This window comes from Prauserella sediminis (genome assembly GCF_014195435.1).
In the GTDB taxonomy this organism is placed as follows: Bacteria; Actinomycetota; Actinomycetes; order Mycobacteriales; family Pseudonocardiaceae; genus Prauserella; species Prauserella salsuginis.
The window spans coordinates 3,386,747-3,398,213 of record NZ_JACIBS010000001.1 but is presented as its reverse complement, the minus strand read 5'-3'; the positions used below and the strand labels follow the sequence as shown (position 1 = coordinate 3,398,213).

Genomic DNA, 11,467 nt, shown 5'->3' with positions numbered 1-11,467 from the left:
TCCGGGTATTCCCACGTCGCCGTGGACTACCCGGACAGCGAGGCGACTCAATCCCGTGGTCGGTGGCGTGGCCCGATCGGAGGCCGTGATCGACCGGGCCGGGGACGGTCAGTCCTCGCCGCCCTCACCGTCGCCGTCGTCCTCGTCGCGGCCTTCGTCGCCGTACTGGCCGCCGCCGTCTTCCTCCTGCTGGTTGCCGTCATCCTCGACCGGCTCGTCACAGGCGGCCACTCCACCGAGCGCACTCACCGCGGCCAATGCCGCGACCGTCTTCCTGATCCTCATACGGGTCAGCGTACGGACATCACGGGCGTTTCACACGACGCCGACCGCCGCGCACGAGGACGACTCCGGACCGGAGCGCGGTCCGCCCGGCACGGCGATCTCACCCAGCACCGTGGCTTCGCCCGGTACGGCGATCTCACTCGGCGGCGCGGCGATCGACATGCCGCCCGAGCAGCTCACCGGCGTGACGGATGTGGTCCTGCATGGCCTTTCGCGCGGCCTCCGGATCTCGCGCGTGCAGCGCCTCGAGAATCGGATAGTGGTCGTCGACGGACGCCTGCACCCAGCCGTCGATCGTCTCGTAGTAGCGCGACGGCGTGTGCTTGACCGCCTGCCCGAGAAACCACGTCAGCTTGGGCGACCGACCCGCCATCGCCAGCAGGTGGTGGAACCGGTGGTTGAGGTCCTCGATCTCGTCGAGCCTGCCCTCGGCGAGCGCGTCGGCGAGGCCCCGCTGCAGCTCGTCGAGCCGGGCGAGGTCGTCGTCGGACAGCCGCGGTGCCGCGCGTGCCGCGAGCTCGCCTTCCAATTGCGCCTGCACCCAGAACAGGTCGCGGACGTCGTCCCCCGACAGCGGGGCGACCATGAACCCGCGCCGCGGTTCGAGCTGCAACAAGCCCTCGGCACGCAGCGTCAGCAGTCCCTCGCGGACCGGCGTGACGCTGATGCCGAGGTCGGCGGCGACCTGATCTAGCCGTACGAACTCGGGGAATCGCAACTGCCCGGACATGATGAGCTCGCGTACGTGCGCGGCGACCTGGTCGGGCAGGGACCGCTTTCCCCTGGTGCGTGACGTCGTGTTCGTCATGACCCGCCTCACTCACATCCGCCGAGGTTCGACCCTTCCCCAGATCATATATTTGGGCTATAAAAAATAGAAGGACGCCCGCCTGCACCGTTGGAGGTCGCGGACATGCCCGATGAGCCCATGCCGGTCGCGCCGTTGCCGGTCGCGCCGTTGCCGGTCGCGCCCGAGCTCGTGGCACCCGAACTCGTCGCGCCCGTGCCCACGGCACGCAGGCTCGTCGCGCCGGTGCACACAGCACTCGAGCCTGCCGTCCTCATGTCCGCAGCGCCCGCGCCCGGTGCCCACGTCCGCCCCGTCGGCGCCGCCGGACCGCGGGCATGACGGCGCCCGGGCCTCCGACCTCTGCGGCCGACCCGCTCGCCGGACTCCGTGTCGTCGAATGCGCAAGCTTCGTGGCTGGGCCTTCGGGAGGCATGGCACTGGCCAGACTCGGCGCCGACGTGCTACGGGTCGACCCGCCCGGCGGCGGGGGCGATTTCCACCGCTGGCCCGTCGACGATCGGGGCACGAGCCTGTACTGGGCCAGCCTCAACAAGGGCAAACGTTCGCTCGCCCTCGACTTCCGCGCCCCGGAAGGCCGCGAACTCCTCCTCGCGCTGGCCACCGATCCCGGCCCCGACGCCGGGATCTACCTCGACAACGTCGCGGGGCGCGCCCGGCTGACCTCGGACGAACTGTCCACCCGTCGGGCCGACACGATCCACGTGCACGTCGAAGGAGTGGCGGGAGGCAAGCCCGGCGTCGACTACACGGTCAACGCCGCCGTCGGCGTTCCGGATCTCACGGGCCCGGCCGACCACCACGGTCCGGTCAACCATGCCCTGCCGGCCTGGGATTTCCTGTGCGGCCAGTACGCCGTGACGGCGATTCTCGCCGCGCTGCACCGTCGCACCCGCACCGGTGCGGGTTCGTCGTCGACGATCGCGCTGTCCGACGTGGCACTGGCGGCCGTCGGCGACCTCGGCTGGCTCGCCGAGGCCCATCGGACGGGCCGCAGCCGCGAGCGCATCGGCAACCACACCTACGGCAGCTTCGGAGTCGACTTCCCCACTGCCGACGGCCGCCGGGTCATCGTCGTCGCGCTCACCGGCGGCCAGTGGACCGCGCTGTGCAGGGCCACCGGCACCACGGAGGTGTTCGCCGCGCTCGAACCCGCGCTCGGTGCCGACCTGTCGGACGAGTCCGATCGCTACCGGTTCCGCGAGACGATCGAGGCGATCCTGCGGCCGTGGTTCGCCGCGCGCCCCTACGACGAGGTCGCCGACCTGCTCGACGAGTCCCGCGTGCTGTGGGGTCCCTACCGGGACATGGCCGAGGCCACCCGGCTGGCGCTCGCCGACGCCACGTCCGTGGTACGGGAGATCGACCAGCCCGGCATCGGCCCGATGGCCGCCGCAGCCGGTCCCATCCGCACGGCGGGCGAAGCCCGCCCACCGCAATCCGCACCGGCGCTGGGCGCCGACACCGACGCGGTACTGAGCGAACGCCTCGGCCTCAGCCCTGCCGAGATCGGCAGGTTGCACGACGCCGGGCTCGTCGCGGGCCCCGCGTGATCCGTACGCCAGCATCCACAGAGAAGGGACACCGCCACCACATGGGTCTGCTCGACGGCAAGGTCGCCGTGATCACCGGCGCCGCACAAGGAATCGGCTTCGCCATAGCCGAACGATTCGTCGCCGACGGTGCGCGGGTGGTCGTCGGCGACGTCGACGACCACGCGGCAACGGCCGCGGCGGAGAAACTCGGCGGCTCCGCCGTCGCGACGGCCGTGCGCTGCGACGTCACCGCACCGGACGACGTCGACGCGCTCCTGGCCGCCGCCACCGACCGCTTCGGCGCGCTCGACGTCCTGGTCAACAACGCGGGCATCACCCGCGACGCCACGATGCGGACGATGACCGAGGAGCAGTTCGACCAGGTCATCGAGGTCCACCTGAAAGGCACGTGGAACGGCCTGCGGAAGGCCTCCGCCATCATGCGCGCGCAGCAGAGCGGCGCGATCGTCAACATCTCGTCGCTGTCCGGCAAGGTCGGCATGGCCGGCCAGACCAACTACTCGGCGGCCAAGGCGGGCATCGTCGGCATGAGCAAGGCGGCCGCCAAGGAGATGGCCCACCACGGCGTGCGGGTGAACGCGATCCAGCCGGGCCTGATCCGCTCGGCGATGACCGAGGCCATGCCCGAGCACGTGTGGGATCACAAGATGGCCGAGATCCCCATGCAACGGGCCGGCGAGGTGTCCGAAGTGGCGAGCGTGGCGCTGTTCCTCGCCTCCGATCTGTCGTCCTACATGACCGGGACCGTGCTCGAGGTCACCGGTGGGAGGTTCATGTGATGAGCACCGGAACGACCCGTGAGGCCGTGATCTGCGAACCGGTCCGCACCCCGATCGGCCGGTTCGGTGGCGTCCTCCGTCCGCTGAGCGCCGCCGACCTCGGCGAGGTCGCACTGCGCGGTCTGCTGGAGCGCAGCGGCGTCGCCCCGGATGCGGTCGACGACGTCGTACTCGGCCACTGCTATCCGACCAGCGAAGCACCCGCGATCGGCCGCATGGTCGCGCTCAACTCCGGGCTGGGCGAGCACACCGGCGGCATGCAGATCGACCGCCGCTGCGGTTCCGGGCTGCAGGCGGTGCTGCAGGCCGCGATGCAGGTGCAGAGCGGGGCGAGCGACGTCGTCGTGGCCGGCGGCGCCGAGAGCATGAGCAACGTGGCGTTCTATTCCACCGAGATGCGCTGGGGCGTCAAGGGTGCCGGCGTGATGCTGGAGGACGGACTCGCCCGGGGCCGCATCACCGCGGGCGGCCGGAACCATCCCGTGCCGGGCGGGATGCTGGAGACCGCCGAGAACCTGCGCCGCGAATACTCGATCCCGCGCGAGGAGCAGGACCGGCTGGCCCTGACCTCCCACGAGCGCGCCGTGGCGGCGCAGCGGTCCGGCGTGTTCGCCGAGGAGATCGTGCCGGTGACCGTTCGCACCCGCAAGAGCGAGTCCGTTGTGGATACCGATGAGCACCCGCGCGCCGATGCCTCGCTCGAGACGTTGGGCGGACTGAAACCCGTGCTCGGCAAGCAGGACTCGGACGCGACCGTCACCGCGGGCAATGCCAGCGGACAGAACGATGCGGCCGCGATGTGCATCGTGACCCACCCGGACAAGGCCGCCGAGCTGGGCCTGCGCCCGCTGGTGCGGATCGTTTCGTGGGCCGTCGCCGGGGTACCGCCCGAAACGATGGGCATCGGGCCGGTTCCGGCGTCACGGCAGGCGCTGGACCGCGCCGGCCTGGCACTGTCCGATATGGACCTCATCGAGCTCAACGAGGCGTTCGCCGCACAGGTGCTCGCGTGCACGCGCGAGTGGAACTTCGGGGCCGGCGATTTCGACCGCCTCAACGTCCACGGCTCCGGCATCTCGCTCGGCCATCCCGTCGGAGCGACCGGCACGCGGATCCTCGCCACCCTGGCCAGGGAAATGGACCGGCGCGAAGTGCGCTACGGCCTGGAAACGATGTGCATCGGCGGTGGTCAGGGCCTCGCCGCGGTCGTCGAACGCGTCACAGGCTGACACCCGCGGCGGGCATGCCACCCGGCCGGCCGCCCTCAGACCGACGCCCCGTCCGCCGGCCCGGCGGGCGGGGCGCGAACCCACACCGCTCCCTTGGAGGCCGCACAGCCATGGCCCGCTTGGCGCACACCGCAGGACTGTCCGATGTGCAGTCCGAGATCCTGGCGACGGTCAGGAAGTTCGTCGACAACGAGATCATCCCGCATGCACAGGAACTCGAGCACGGCGACACCTATCCCGCCGAGATCGTCGAGGGCATGAAGGAGATGGGGCTGTTCGGCATCACCATCCCTGAGGAGTACGGCGGGCTCGGCGAGTCACTGCTGACGTACGCGCTCGTCGTCGAGGAGATCGCGCGGGGCTGGATGAGCGTGTCGGGCGTGATCAACACCCACTTCATCGTGGCCCACATGATCGCCCGGCACGGCACCGAGACTCAGAAACGCCACTTCCTGCCGCGCATGGCCACCGGCGAGGTGCGGGGCGCGTTCTCGATGTCCGAACCCGGCCTCGGTTCCGACGTCGCCGCGATCAGCACGAAGGCCACCCTCGACAGTAATGGGGGCGCCTCCGCCGGTGGGGGCGTGGCCGGCGGGGGAGAGTACGTCATCGACGGCACCAAGATGTGGCTCACCAACGGCGGCACGTCCACCCTCGTCGCACTGCTGGCCCGCACGGACGAGGGTGCCGACAGCCCGCACCGGAACCTGACGACCTTCCTCGTCGAGAAGCCGGAGGGCTACGGCGAGGTGCTGCCGGGGCTCACGATTCCCGGCAAGATCGACAAGATGGGCTACAAGGGCGTCGACACCACCGAGGCCGTGTTCGACGGCTTCCGTATCGGCTCCGACATGGTGCTCGGCGAAGCTCCCGGCCGGGGCTTCTCGTACATGATGGACGGCATCGAGGTCGGTCGCGTGAACGTCTCGGCTCGTGCGTGCGGCATCGCGATCCGTGCCTTCGAGCTGGCGATCGAGTACGCCCAGCAGCGCGAGACGTTCGGCAAGCCCATCGCCGAGCACCAGGCGATCTCGTTCAAGCTGGCCGAGATGGCCACGAAGGTCGAAGCCGCCCACCTGATGATGGTCAACGCCGCACGCCTCAAGGACTCCGGCGCACGCAACGACGTCGAAGCCGGCATGGCCAAGCTCATCGCCAGCGAGTACTGCGCCGAGGTCACCCAGGAGGCGTTCCGCATCCACGGCGGCTACGGCTATTCCACGGAGTACGAGATCGAACGCCTCATGCGCGAGGCGCCGTTCCTGCTCATCGGCGAGGGTACGAGCGAGATCCAGAAGACGATCATCAGCAAGGGCCTGCTCAAGGAGTATCGCCTCCGCAGCTGAGCCGCTCACATGGCAGCGCACCGGGTCACGTGAATCGCCACCGGGTCGGCAGGAACGTGCCCTCCATGGGAAACGCGAACGCCGTCTCCGGGGCGATCTCGAATACCGCGTACGGCGGCCCACCGGAGGTCGGCGCGCCGAACGGAGCGTCGAGCAGCTCCCCCGCGACCGTCGTCGGCCAGCCGTAGACCGCAGCGAAGGCATCCGATGTGCGCCGGAGCGTGTCCTCATCGGACACCCGTAGGCCACGACCCTCGACGATCACGTGCGCCGCGTCGACGTCGGTGGTGACCACGCACCGGCCGTCCGCGATGAGGTTCCTGCTCTTGCGTGTCGTGTCCTTCGAGCACACGTACACCCGGGACTCCGACCACACCGCGAACAGCGGAGCCACGTGCGGCGCCCCGTCGGGGCGCACGGTCGCGAGCCAACAGGACGCGTCGGTGTTGAGGCGGCGTTCGGCCTCGGCCCAGGACAGCGGTTCCAGCTCGGCCTGCGCGTCGAGCGCGGTCCCGCGGCCGACGGGTGGAATCGCCTCGACGACGGGATGTGCCTGCATCGTTCCTCCTCGGATCAGCTACCGCTGCAATTTTGCAAGCAGTTGTAGACTAGAGGTGACCGATGCAAGAACACAACCGGTTGGAGAATCGAAGCGGATGGCAGAGCCGGATCGGATGACCGCGTCTCCTCGTTCCCTGTGCCCGGTCAACCTGTCGCTGGAGGTCTTCGGGGACCGCTGGACGCTGCTGGTGCTCCGCGACATCGTCTTCGCCGGGAAGCGGCACTACCGTGAGCTGCTCACCTGCGACGAAGGCATCTCCACCAACATCCTCGCCGACCGGCTGAAACTACTGGTCCACCGCGGACTGCTCACCAGGAGCGACGACCCCGGACACAAACAGAAGGCGCTCTACAACCTGACCGAACGGGCCATCACGCTGGTGCCGGTGTTCGTCCAGATCGGGGTGTGGGGCAGGAGGCAGCTCGGAGCCGACGACGAGCTGAGCCGCTACGCCGAGGTCCTCGAAGACGGCGGCCCTCCGCTGTGGGAAAGCTTCATGGACGACCTCCGTGAGGCGCACCTGGGCGCGGCGGCACGCCACCACCCACCCGGACACGGCCCGTCGTTCGAACTCGCCGTCGAGCGGGCCCGTACGGGCAGTCGATCCACGGGCGGTGCGTGAGCGGAACCCCACTCGCCCCTGCCGACGACCGCCTCGCTCGCCGGTGACTCAGCCGGGCAATTCGACCACGGTCATCCCTGCGCCGGTGCCGGCCGTCGGCTCGTCCATCGCCTCCAGTGCGGCCGGTGCCTGCCGGAGGCCGATGGTCTCGCCGATCAGCTCCTCGGGGCGCAGCGTGCCGTCGGCGAGCATCGCGAGCAGCTGCGGGTAGTCGCGCGCCGGCATCCCGTGGGAACCATGCACCTCCAGCTCCTGCGCGGTGACGACGTCCATCGGGATCGGCGGGGTCGCCGCCTCCCCGAACAGCAGGCCGACCTGCACGTGCCTGCCGCGGCGGCGCAGACTCCGCACCGACGAGATGCACGTACCGGCCGAACCGAAGGCGTCCATCGACGCGTGCGCCCCGCCGCCGGTGAGCTCCCGCACGGCCGCCGCCGTCTCCGGAGCATCCGATCCAGCCGAGTTCACGACGGCCTGCGCACCGAGGCGGCGCGCGTTATCGAGCGGCGAATCCGCGACGTCGACGGCGACCACCCGCGCGCCCAGCGCGACCCCGATCTGCACCGCCGACAGTCCCACGCCACCGCAGCCGTGCACCGCCAGCCAGTCCCCCGGCCCGACCCGACCGTGGACCGTGACCGCGCGGAACGCCGTGGCGAACCTGCAGCCGAGCGAGGCGGCCGCCGTGAAACCCACGGTCTCGGGCAGCGGCACGAGATTGAGGTCGGCCGCGTGCAATGCCACGCGCTCGGCGTAGGAGCCCGGCCCGGTGAAGCCCGGCTGCGTCTGATGGGGGCACACCTGCGCCTCACCGGCGGCGCAGTACTCACACCGCCCGCACCCGCACACGAACGGCACCGTCACCCGCGCGCCGGGCCGCCAGCGCGTGACGTCCACGCCGACCTCGGTGACGACACCGGCCAGTTCGTGTCCAGGGATCTGCGGCAACGGCACCTGCTCGTGCCCCTTCCAGGCGTGCCAGTCCGACCGGCACACGCCGGTGGCGCGCACGGCGACCACCACGCCGTCGGACGGGCACTCCGGCTCCGGGACATCGGTGAGCACGGGCGGTTCGCCGTAACCGGCGTAGACGACAGCCTGCATGCCGTCAGTCTGACCGCGGCGCCCCGGCGCATCACCCCCGGCCCGCCGCGAGTCGTGGACGGAGTCGGAGTCGGCCGCGCGGCCGGTCAGGCCCGTGGCAGCAGCACCACGCCGTCGTCGTCGGCGTACAGCGTGTCGCCGGGGTGGAAGGTGACGCCGCCGAACTCGACCGGGATGTCGACCTCGCCGACCCCGTCCTTGCTGCTCTTGCGCGGGTTCGTGCCGAGAGCCTGCACGCCCAGCGGCAACCCGCCCAGCACGGCCGAGTCCCGCACCGCGCCGTTGATGACCAGCCCGGCCCAGCCGTTGCGCACCGCGGCACCCGCGATCAGGTCACCGGTCAGTGCCGTGTGCAGCGACCCGCGGCCGTCGACCACGAGCACGCAGCCCTCGCCTTCCGAGTTCAGCAGCTGCTTGACCAGGCCGTTGTCCTGGTGACAGGACACCGTTCGCACCCTGCCGGAGAACTCCCGGTGCGAGCCGAACTGCCGGAACTGGGTATCGCACACGCGCAGCGCCTCGCCGTGCTCGTCGACGAGGTCTGCCGTACTCATCACGTCACTCACGCGGGACATCATGACCACCGGGTACGCACCCGGTCCGCCCGGGGAGGCGCACGCCACACAGGCGCGTGCCGGGCTCAGCGGTCGCCCGTCTCCCGATCCTCGTCGGCCACGGCCTTCCCCGAGGCCTCCCGCATCTCGATCAACTCGGTCACCCAGTCGCCCGTCTCGCGCGCGACGTCGCGCACCGCGCCGGTGATGATCCCGGCGATGTTGCCGACATGCGACGCCGCCTGCTCGGTGAGTACCTGGACCGTGTCCTTGCCCGCCTCGAATCGGCCGACCATGTCACCCTCCCTCGTCGTGTCTGCGTGCCTCAGGCCGCAGCAGGTGTCCGGTCGCGCTCGACTGTAGCCGGTTCGGGCTCGCGGTCCCCGCTGCCGGGAAGCGCGAACTTGACGATCTTTTTCGCCACCGACCACAGCTGCTTGTGCAGCGGTCCGGTGTGGTACGGCAGGCCGTACTTCTCGCAGATCGCCCGCACCTCGCCCGCGATCTGCGGGTACCGCCGCGCCGGGATGTCCGGGAACAGGTGGTGCTCGATCTGGTGCGAGAGGTTGCCGGAGAGGATGTGGAACAGCGAGCCGCCGGTGATGTTGGCCGAGCCGAGGATCTGCCGCAGGTACCACTGGCCGCGCGTCTCGCGTTCGGTCTCCTCCTCGGAGAAGCTCTCGACGTCGGCCGGGAAGTGGCCGCAGAAGATGATCCCGAACGCCCACAGGTTCCTGGCCAGGTTGGCCGCTGCGTTGCCCGCGAACGTCAGCGGCGCCAGCGGCCCGGTGAGCAGCGGGAACAGCACGTAATCCTTGCCGATCTGCCTGCCCATCTTCCGGCCGATGCGGCGCCGCTCCTCGCTGAACTCCGACCACTTGCGCTCGCCCTTGAGGACCCGGTCGACCTCGAGGTCGTGGAGCATGACGCCCCACTGGAAGAAGATCGCCAGCAACGTCGCGTACACCGGGTTGCCGAGGTAGTACGGGTGCCATTTCTGCGCCGGGTCGATGCGCAGGATGCCGTAGCCGACGTCGCGGTCCTTGTCGACGATGTTGGTGTAGGTGTGGTGGATGTAGTTGTGCGAGTGCCGCCAGTTCTCGGCGGGCGCCACGTTGTCCCATTCGAACCGCTGCGAACTCAGCGCCGGGTCACGCGTCCAGTCGTACTGACCGTGCATGACGTTGTGGCCGATCTCCATGTTGTCGAGGATCTTCGCCAGCGACAGTGCGCCCACTCCCGCGAGCCAGGCGGGCGGGAAGAACCCGGCGTACATCAGCGCCCTTCCGGCGACCTCGAGGCCCCGCTGGGTCTTGATGACGTTCTGGATGTACTCGACGTCCTCGGCGCCGAGGTCGGCGACGACCCGCCGGCGCAGTTCGTCCATCTCGCGGCCGAACTCTTCGACCTGTTCCGGCGTGAGCCGGTCCTGCAAGCCCGTCATGAGGTGGCTCCTAACAGTCGATCTCGACGTCACCCACCGCGGCGGTGACGCACAGCTGGATTTCTTCGTCGTCCTCGGCCGATTCCTCGCCACCTGCGGTGCGCACGACGCCGGACACCTTGCGCTGGGTGCACGAGAAACAGATACCCATGCGGCAGCCGTGTTCCGGGGACAGGCCCGCGTCCTCGGCCTGTTCCAGCAGCGGCCGACCGTCGCTCACGATGTCCACCCCACTGCGCACGAAGCGGATGCGACCGCCCGCCTCGGACGCAGCGACCGTCAGTACCGGCGGCGTGAACTCCTCGGTGTGCAGGTGTTCACTGATCCCCGCGTCGGCGTAGTGCGCGCGCACCGCCTCCATCAGCGACGACGGCCCGCAGAGATACGTGGTGGCGCGGGCGAACCACGGTGCGACCCGGCGAAGGTGGTCGGCGGTGAAGTGCCCGTCGGTCGCCGTGTGCCGGACGTGGATGCGTACGCCCCGCCTGGCCGCGAGCTCGTCGAGTTCGTCGGCGTAGGGCACGTCGTCGGGGGTCCGCGCGTAGTACAGCAACGACACCTCGCCCGGGTGCCGTTCGTCGACCAGTGTCCGCAGCATCGACAACACCGGCGTGATGCCGCTTCCTCCCGCGATGAGCACGATCGATTCGGGCCGCGGTTCGGGCAACGCGAACGTGCCGTCGGCCGGTGACAGCCCGAGCACCATGCCCACGTGCCCACGTTCGTGCAGGTGCCGGGAGACCAGTCCGCCCTCGTGCGCCTTGACGGTGAACTCGAGCTCGTCACCGCGATGCGCACTGCCGGCAGGCGAGTAACAGCGCGTACGCCGCACCCCGTCGATGTCGACGGTGACGCGGACGAACTGCCCCGCGGCGAAACCCCGCCACGCCCTGCTCGGGCGGACCGTCAGCGTGATCGAATCCCTGGTCGGCCTGCGCAGGGCCACGACCTCGCCACGGATCTCGCTGCGCACCAGCATCGGGTCGATCAGTTCGAGGTAGCGGTCGACCCCGTGCGGCGTCAGCAGTTTCTCCGCCAGTGACGCGAGCGAAGCGGGCAGCGATCCCGGCCGGGTCGCCGCTCGCCGCACTGTGCGCATCGCCATTCCGCGCCTCCATTTTCAGTGAACGACTGTACACTCAATCTTGTAGGCGATCAGGTGGAGGCGCAAGGTGACC

The 11,467-nt window shown here is 70.0% G+C and carries 15 protein-coding genes; 6 read left to right on the top strand and 9 right to left on the bottom strand.

The window, feature by feature from the left end:
• Window positions 1–108: 108 nt before the first annotated feature.
• From FB384_RS15460 to FB384_RS15455, 3 genes are read right to left on the bottom strand one after another with little or no spacing between them, the layout of a single operon-like run.
• The gene (locus FB384_RS15460) at window positions 109–285 is read right to left on the bottom strand and encodes a hypothetical protein (protein WP_183783764.1); all 177 of its coding nucleotides are present in this window, start codon (window positions 283–285) and stop codon (window positions 109–111) included.
• Between the two features lie 30 nt (window positions 286–315).
• Window positions 316–447 (bottom strand): hypothetical protein, encoded by a 132-nt coding sequence (locus FB384_RS27135; RefSeq protein ID WP_267459290.1) that lies wholly within the window; start codon window positions 445–447, stop codon window positions 316–318.
• Window positions 422–1,093: a GntR family transcriptional regulator gene (locus FB384_RS15455; RefSeq protein WP_183783762.1), complete on the bottom strand. Its 672-nt coding sequence runs from the start codon at window positions 1,091–1,093 to the stop codon at window positions 422–424. Before FB384_RS15455 ends, FB384_RS27135 begins: the two co-directional genes overlap by 26 nt.
• A gap of 105 nt (window positions 1,094–1,198) precedes the next feature.
• Here FB384_RS15455 and FB384_RS15450 point away from each other — a divergent pair, with 105 nt between their 5' ends.
• From FB384_RS15450 to FB384_RS15430, 5 genes are all read left to right on the top strand, one after another.
• Window positions 1,199–1,414: a hypothetical protein gene (locus FB384_RS15450; RefSeq protein WP_183783760.1), complete on the top strand. Its 216-nt coding sequence runs from the start codon at window positions 1,199–1,201 to the stop codon at window positions 1,412–1,414.
• On the top strand, window positions 1,411–2,646 hold the full coding sequence (locus tag FB384_RS15445; protein WP_183783758.1) for a CoA transferase: 1,236 nt from the start codon (window positions 1,411–1,413) through the stop codon (window positions 2,644–2,646). The genes FB384_RS15450 and FB384_RS15445 overlap by 4 nt, the downstream gene beginning before the upstream one ends.
• A gap of 41 nt (window positions 2,647–2,687) precedes the next feature.
• Window positions 2,688–3,428 carry a 3-oxoacyl-ACP reductase FabG gene (fabG, locus tag FB384_RS15440; RefSeq protein WP_183783756.1) on the top strand — a complete coding sequence of 247 codons (741 nt, stop codon included), beginning with the start codon at window positions 2,688–2,690 and terminating at the stop codon, window positions 3,426–3,428.
• On the top strand, window positions 3,428–4,657 hold the full coding sequence (locus FB384_RS15435; RefSeq protein WP_183783754.1) for an acetyl-CoA C-acetyltransferase: 1,230 nt from the start codon (window positions 3,428–3,430) through the stop codon (window positions 4,655–4,657). Before fabG ends, FB384_RS15435 begins: the two co-directional genes overlap by 1 nt.
• 110 nt (window positions 4,658–4,767) lie before the next feature.
• A complete protein-coding gene (locus FB384_RS15430) occupies window positions 4,768–6,003 on the top strand; it encodes an acyl-CoA dehydrogenase family protein (RefSeq protein ID WP_183783752.1) in 1,236 nt (411 codons plus the stop codon).
• Window positions 6,004–6,028: 25 nt separating this feature from the next.
• Here FB384_RS15430 and FB384_RS15425 read toward each other — a convergent pair whose 3' ends face one another.
• A complete protein-coding gene (locus tag FB384_RS15425) occupies window positions 6,029–6,562 on the bottom strand; it encodes a pyridoxamine 5'-phosphate oxidase family protein (protein WP_183783750.1) in 534 nt (177 codons plus the stop codon).
• Window positions 6,563–6,659: 97 nt separating this feature from the next.
• Between FB384_RS15425 and FB384_RS15420 the strand changes: the two genes are divergently transcribed.
• Window positions 6,660–7,187, top strand: a complete 528-nt coding sequence (locus FB384_RS15420) for a winged helix-turn-helix transcriptional regulator (protein ID WP_228726034.1) — start codon at window positions 6,660–6,662, stop codon at window positions 7,185–7,187.
• A gap of 48 nt (window positions 7,188–7,235) precedes the next feature.
• Here the strand turns inward: FB384_RS15420 and FB384_RS15415 are convergent, their stop codons facing one another.
• The 5 genes from FB384_RS15415 to FB384_RS15395 form a co-directional block, all read right to left on the bottom strand.
• On the bottom strand, window positions 7,236–8,291 hold the full coding sequence (locus FB384_RS15415; RefSeq protein ID WP_183783748.1) for a zinc-dependent alcohol dehydrogenase family protein: 1,056 nt from the start codon (window positions 8,289–8,291) through the stop codon (window positions 7,236–7,238).
• A gap of 86 nt (window positions 8,292–8,377) precedes the next feature.
• Entirely contained in the window at window positions 8,378–8,845 is a 468-nt protein-coding gene (rraA, locus tag FB384_RS15410) for a ribonuclease E activity regulator RraA (protein ID WP_228726429.1), read from the bottom strand.
• 86 nt (window positions 8,846–8,931) lie between these two features.
• The gene (locus FB384_RS15405; RefSeq protein WP_183783746.1) at window positions 8,932–9,141 is read right to left on the bottom strand and encodes a hypothetical protein; all 210 of its coding nucleotides are present in this window, start codon (window positions 9,139–9,141) and stop codon (window positions 8,932–8,934) included.
• Window positions 9,142–9,170: 29 nt separating this feature from the next.
• Complete coding sequence (locus tag FB384_RS15400) at window positions 9,171–10,289, bottom strand: fatty acid desaturase family protein (protein ID WP_183783744.1); 1,119 nt, start codon at window positions 10,287–10,289, stop codon at window positions 9,171–9,173.
• Between the two features lie 10 nt (window positions 10,290–10,299).
• A complete protein-coding gene (locus tag FB384_RS15395; RefSeq protein ID WP_228726033.1) occupies window positions 10,300–11,394 on the bottom strand; it encodes a ferredoxin reductase in 1,095 nt (364 codons plus the stop codon).
• Between the last annotated feature and the right edge of the window lie 73 nt (window positions 11,395–11,467).

Bases quoted from the DNA above. Each gene is read 5' to 3' on its own strand.
- FB384_RS15460 (WP_183783764.1), bottom strand. From the start codon at position 285: ATGAGGATCAGGAAGACGGTCGCGGCATTGGCCGCGGTGAGTGCGCTC.
- FB384_RS27135 (WP_267459290.1), bottom strand. From the start codon at position 447: ATGTCGATCGCCGCGCCGCCGAGTGAGATCGCCGTACCGGGCGAAGCC.
- FB384_RS15455 (WP_183783762.1), bottom strand. From the start codon at position 1,093: ATGACGAACACGACGTCACGCACCAGGGGAAAGCGGTCCCTGCCCGAC.
- FB384_RS15450 (WP_183783760.1), top strand. From the start codon at position 1,199: ATGCCCGATGAGCCCATGCCGGTCGCGCCGTTGCCGGTCGCGCCGTTG.
- FB384_RS15445 (WP_183783758.1), top strand. From the start codon at position 1,411: ATGACGGCGCCCGGGCCTCCGACCTCTGCGGCCGACCCGCTCGCCGGA.
- fabG (WP_183783756.1), top strand. From the start codon at position 2,688: ATGGGTCTGCTCGACGGCAAGGTCGCCGTGATCACCGGCGCCGCACAA.
- FB384_RS15435 (WP_183783754.1), top strand. From the start codon at position 3,428: ATGAGCACCGGAACGACCCGTGAGGCCGTGATCTGCGAACCGGTCCGC.
- FB384_RS15430 (WP_183783752.1), top strand. From the start codon at position 4,768: ATGGCCCGCTTGGCGCACACCGCAGGACTGTCCGATGTGCAGTCCGAG.
- FB384_RS15425 (WP_183783750.1), bottom strand. From the start codon at position 6,562: ATGCAGGCACATCCCGTCGTCGAGGCGATTCCACCCGTCGGCCGCGGG.
- FB384_RS15420 (WP_228726034.1), top strand. From the start codon at position 6,660: ATGGCAGAGCCGGATCGGATGACCGCGTCTCCTCGTTCCCTGTGCCCG.
- FB384_RS15415 (WP_183783748.1), bottom strand. From the start codon at position 8,291: ATGCAGGCTGTCGTCTACGCCGGTTACGGCGAACCGCCCGTGCTCACC.
- rraA (WP_228726429.1), bottom strand. From the start codon at position 8,845: ATGAGTACGGCAGACCTCGTCGACGAGCACGGCGAGGCGCTGCGCGTG.
- FB384_RS15405 (WP_183783746.1), bottom strand. From the start codon at position 9,141: ATGGTCGGCCGATTCGAGGCGGGCAAGGACACGGTCCAGGTACTCACC.
- FB384_RS15400 (WP_183783744.1), bottom strand. From the start codon at position 10,289: ATGACGGGCTTGCAGGACCGGCTCACGCCGGAACAGGTCGAAGAGTTC.
- FB384_RS15395 (WP_228726033.1), bottom strand. From the start codon at position 11,394: ATGGCGATGCGCACAGTGCGGCGAGCGGCGACCCGGCCGGGATCGCTG.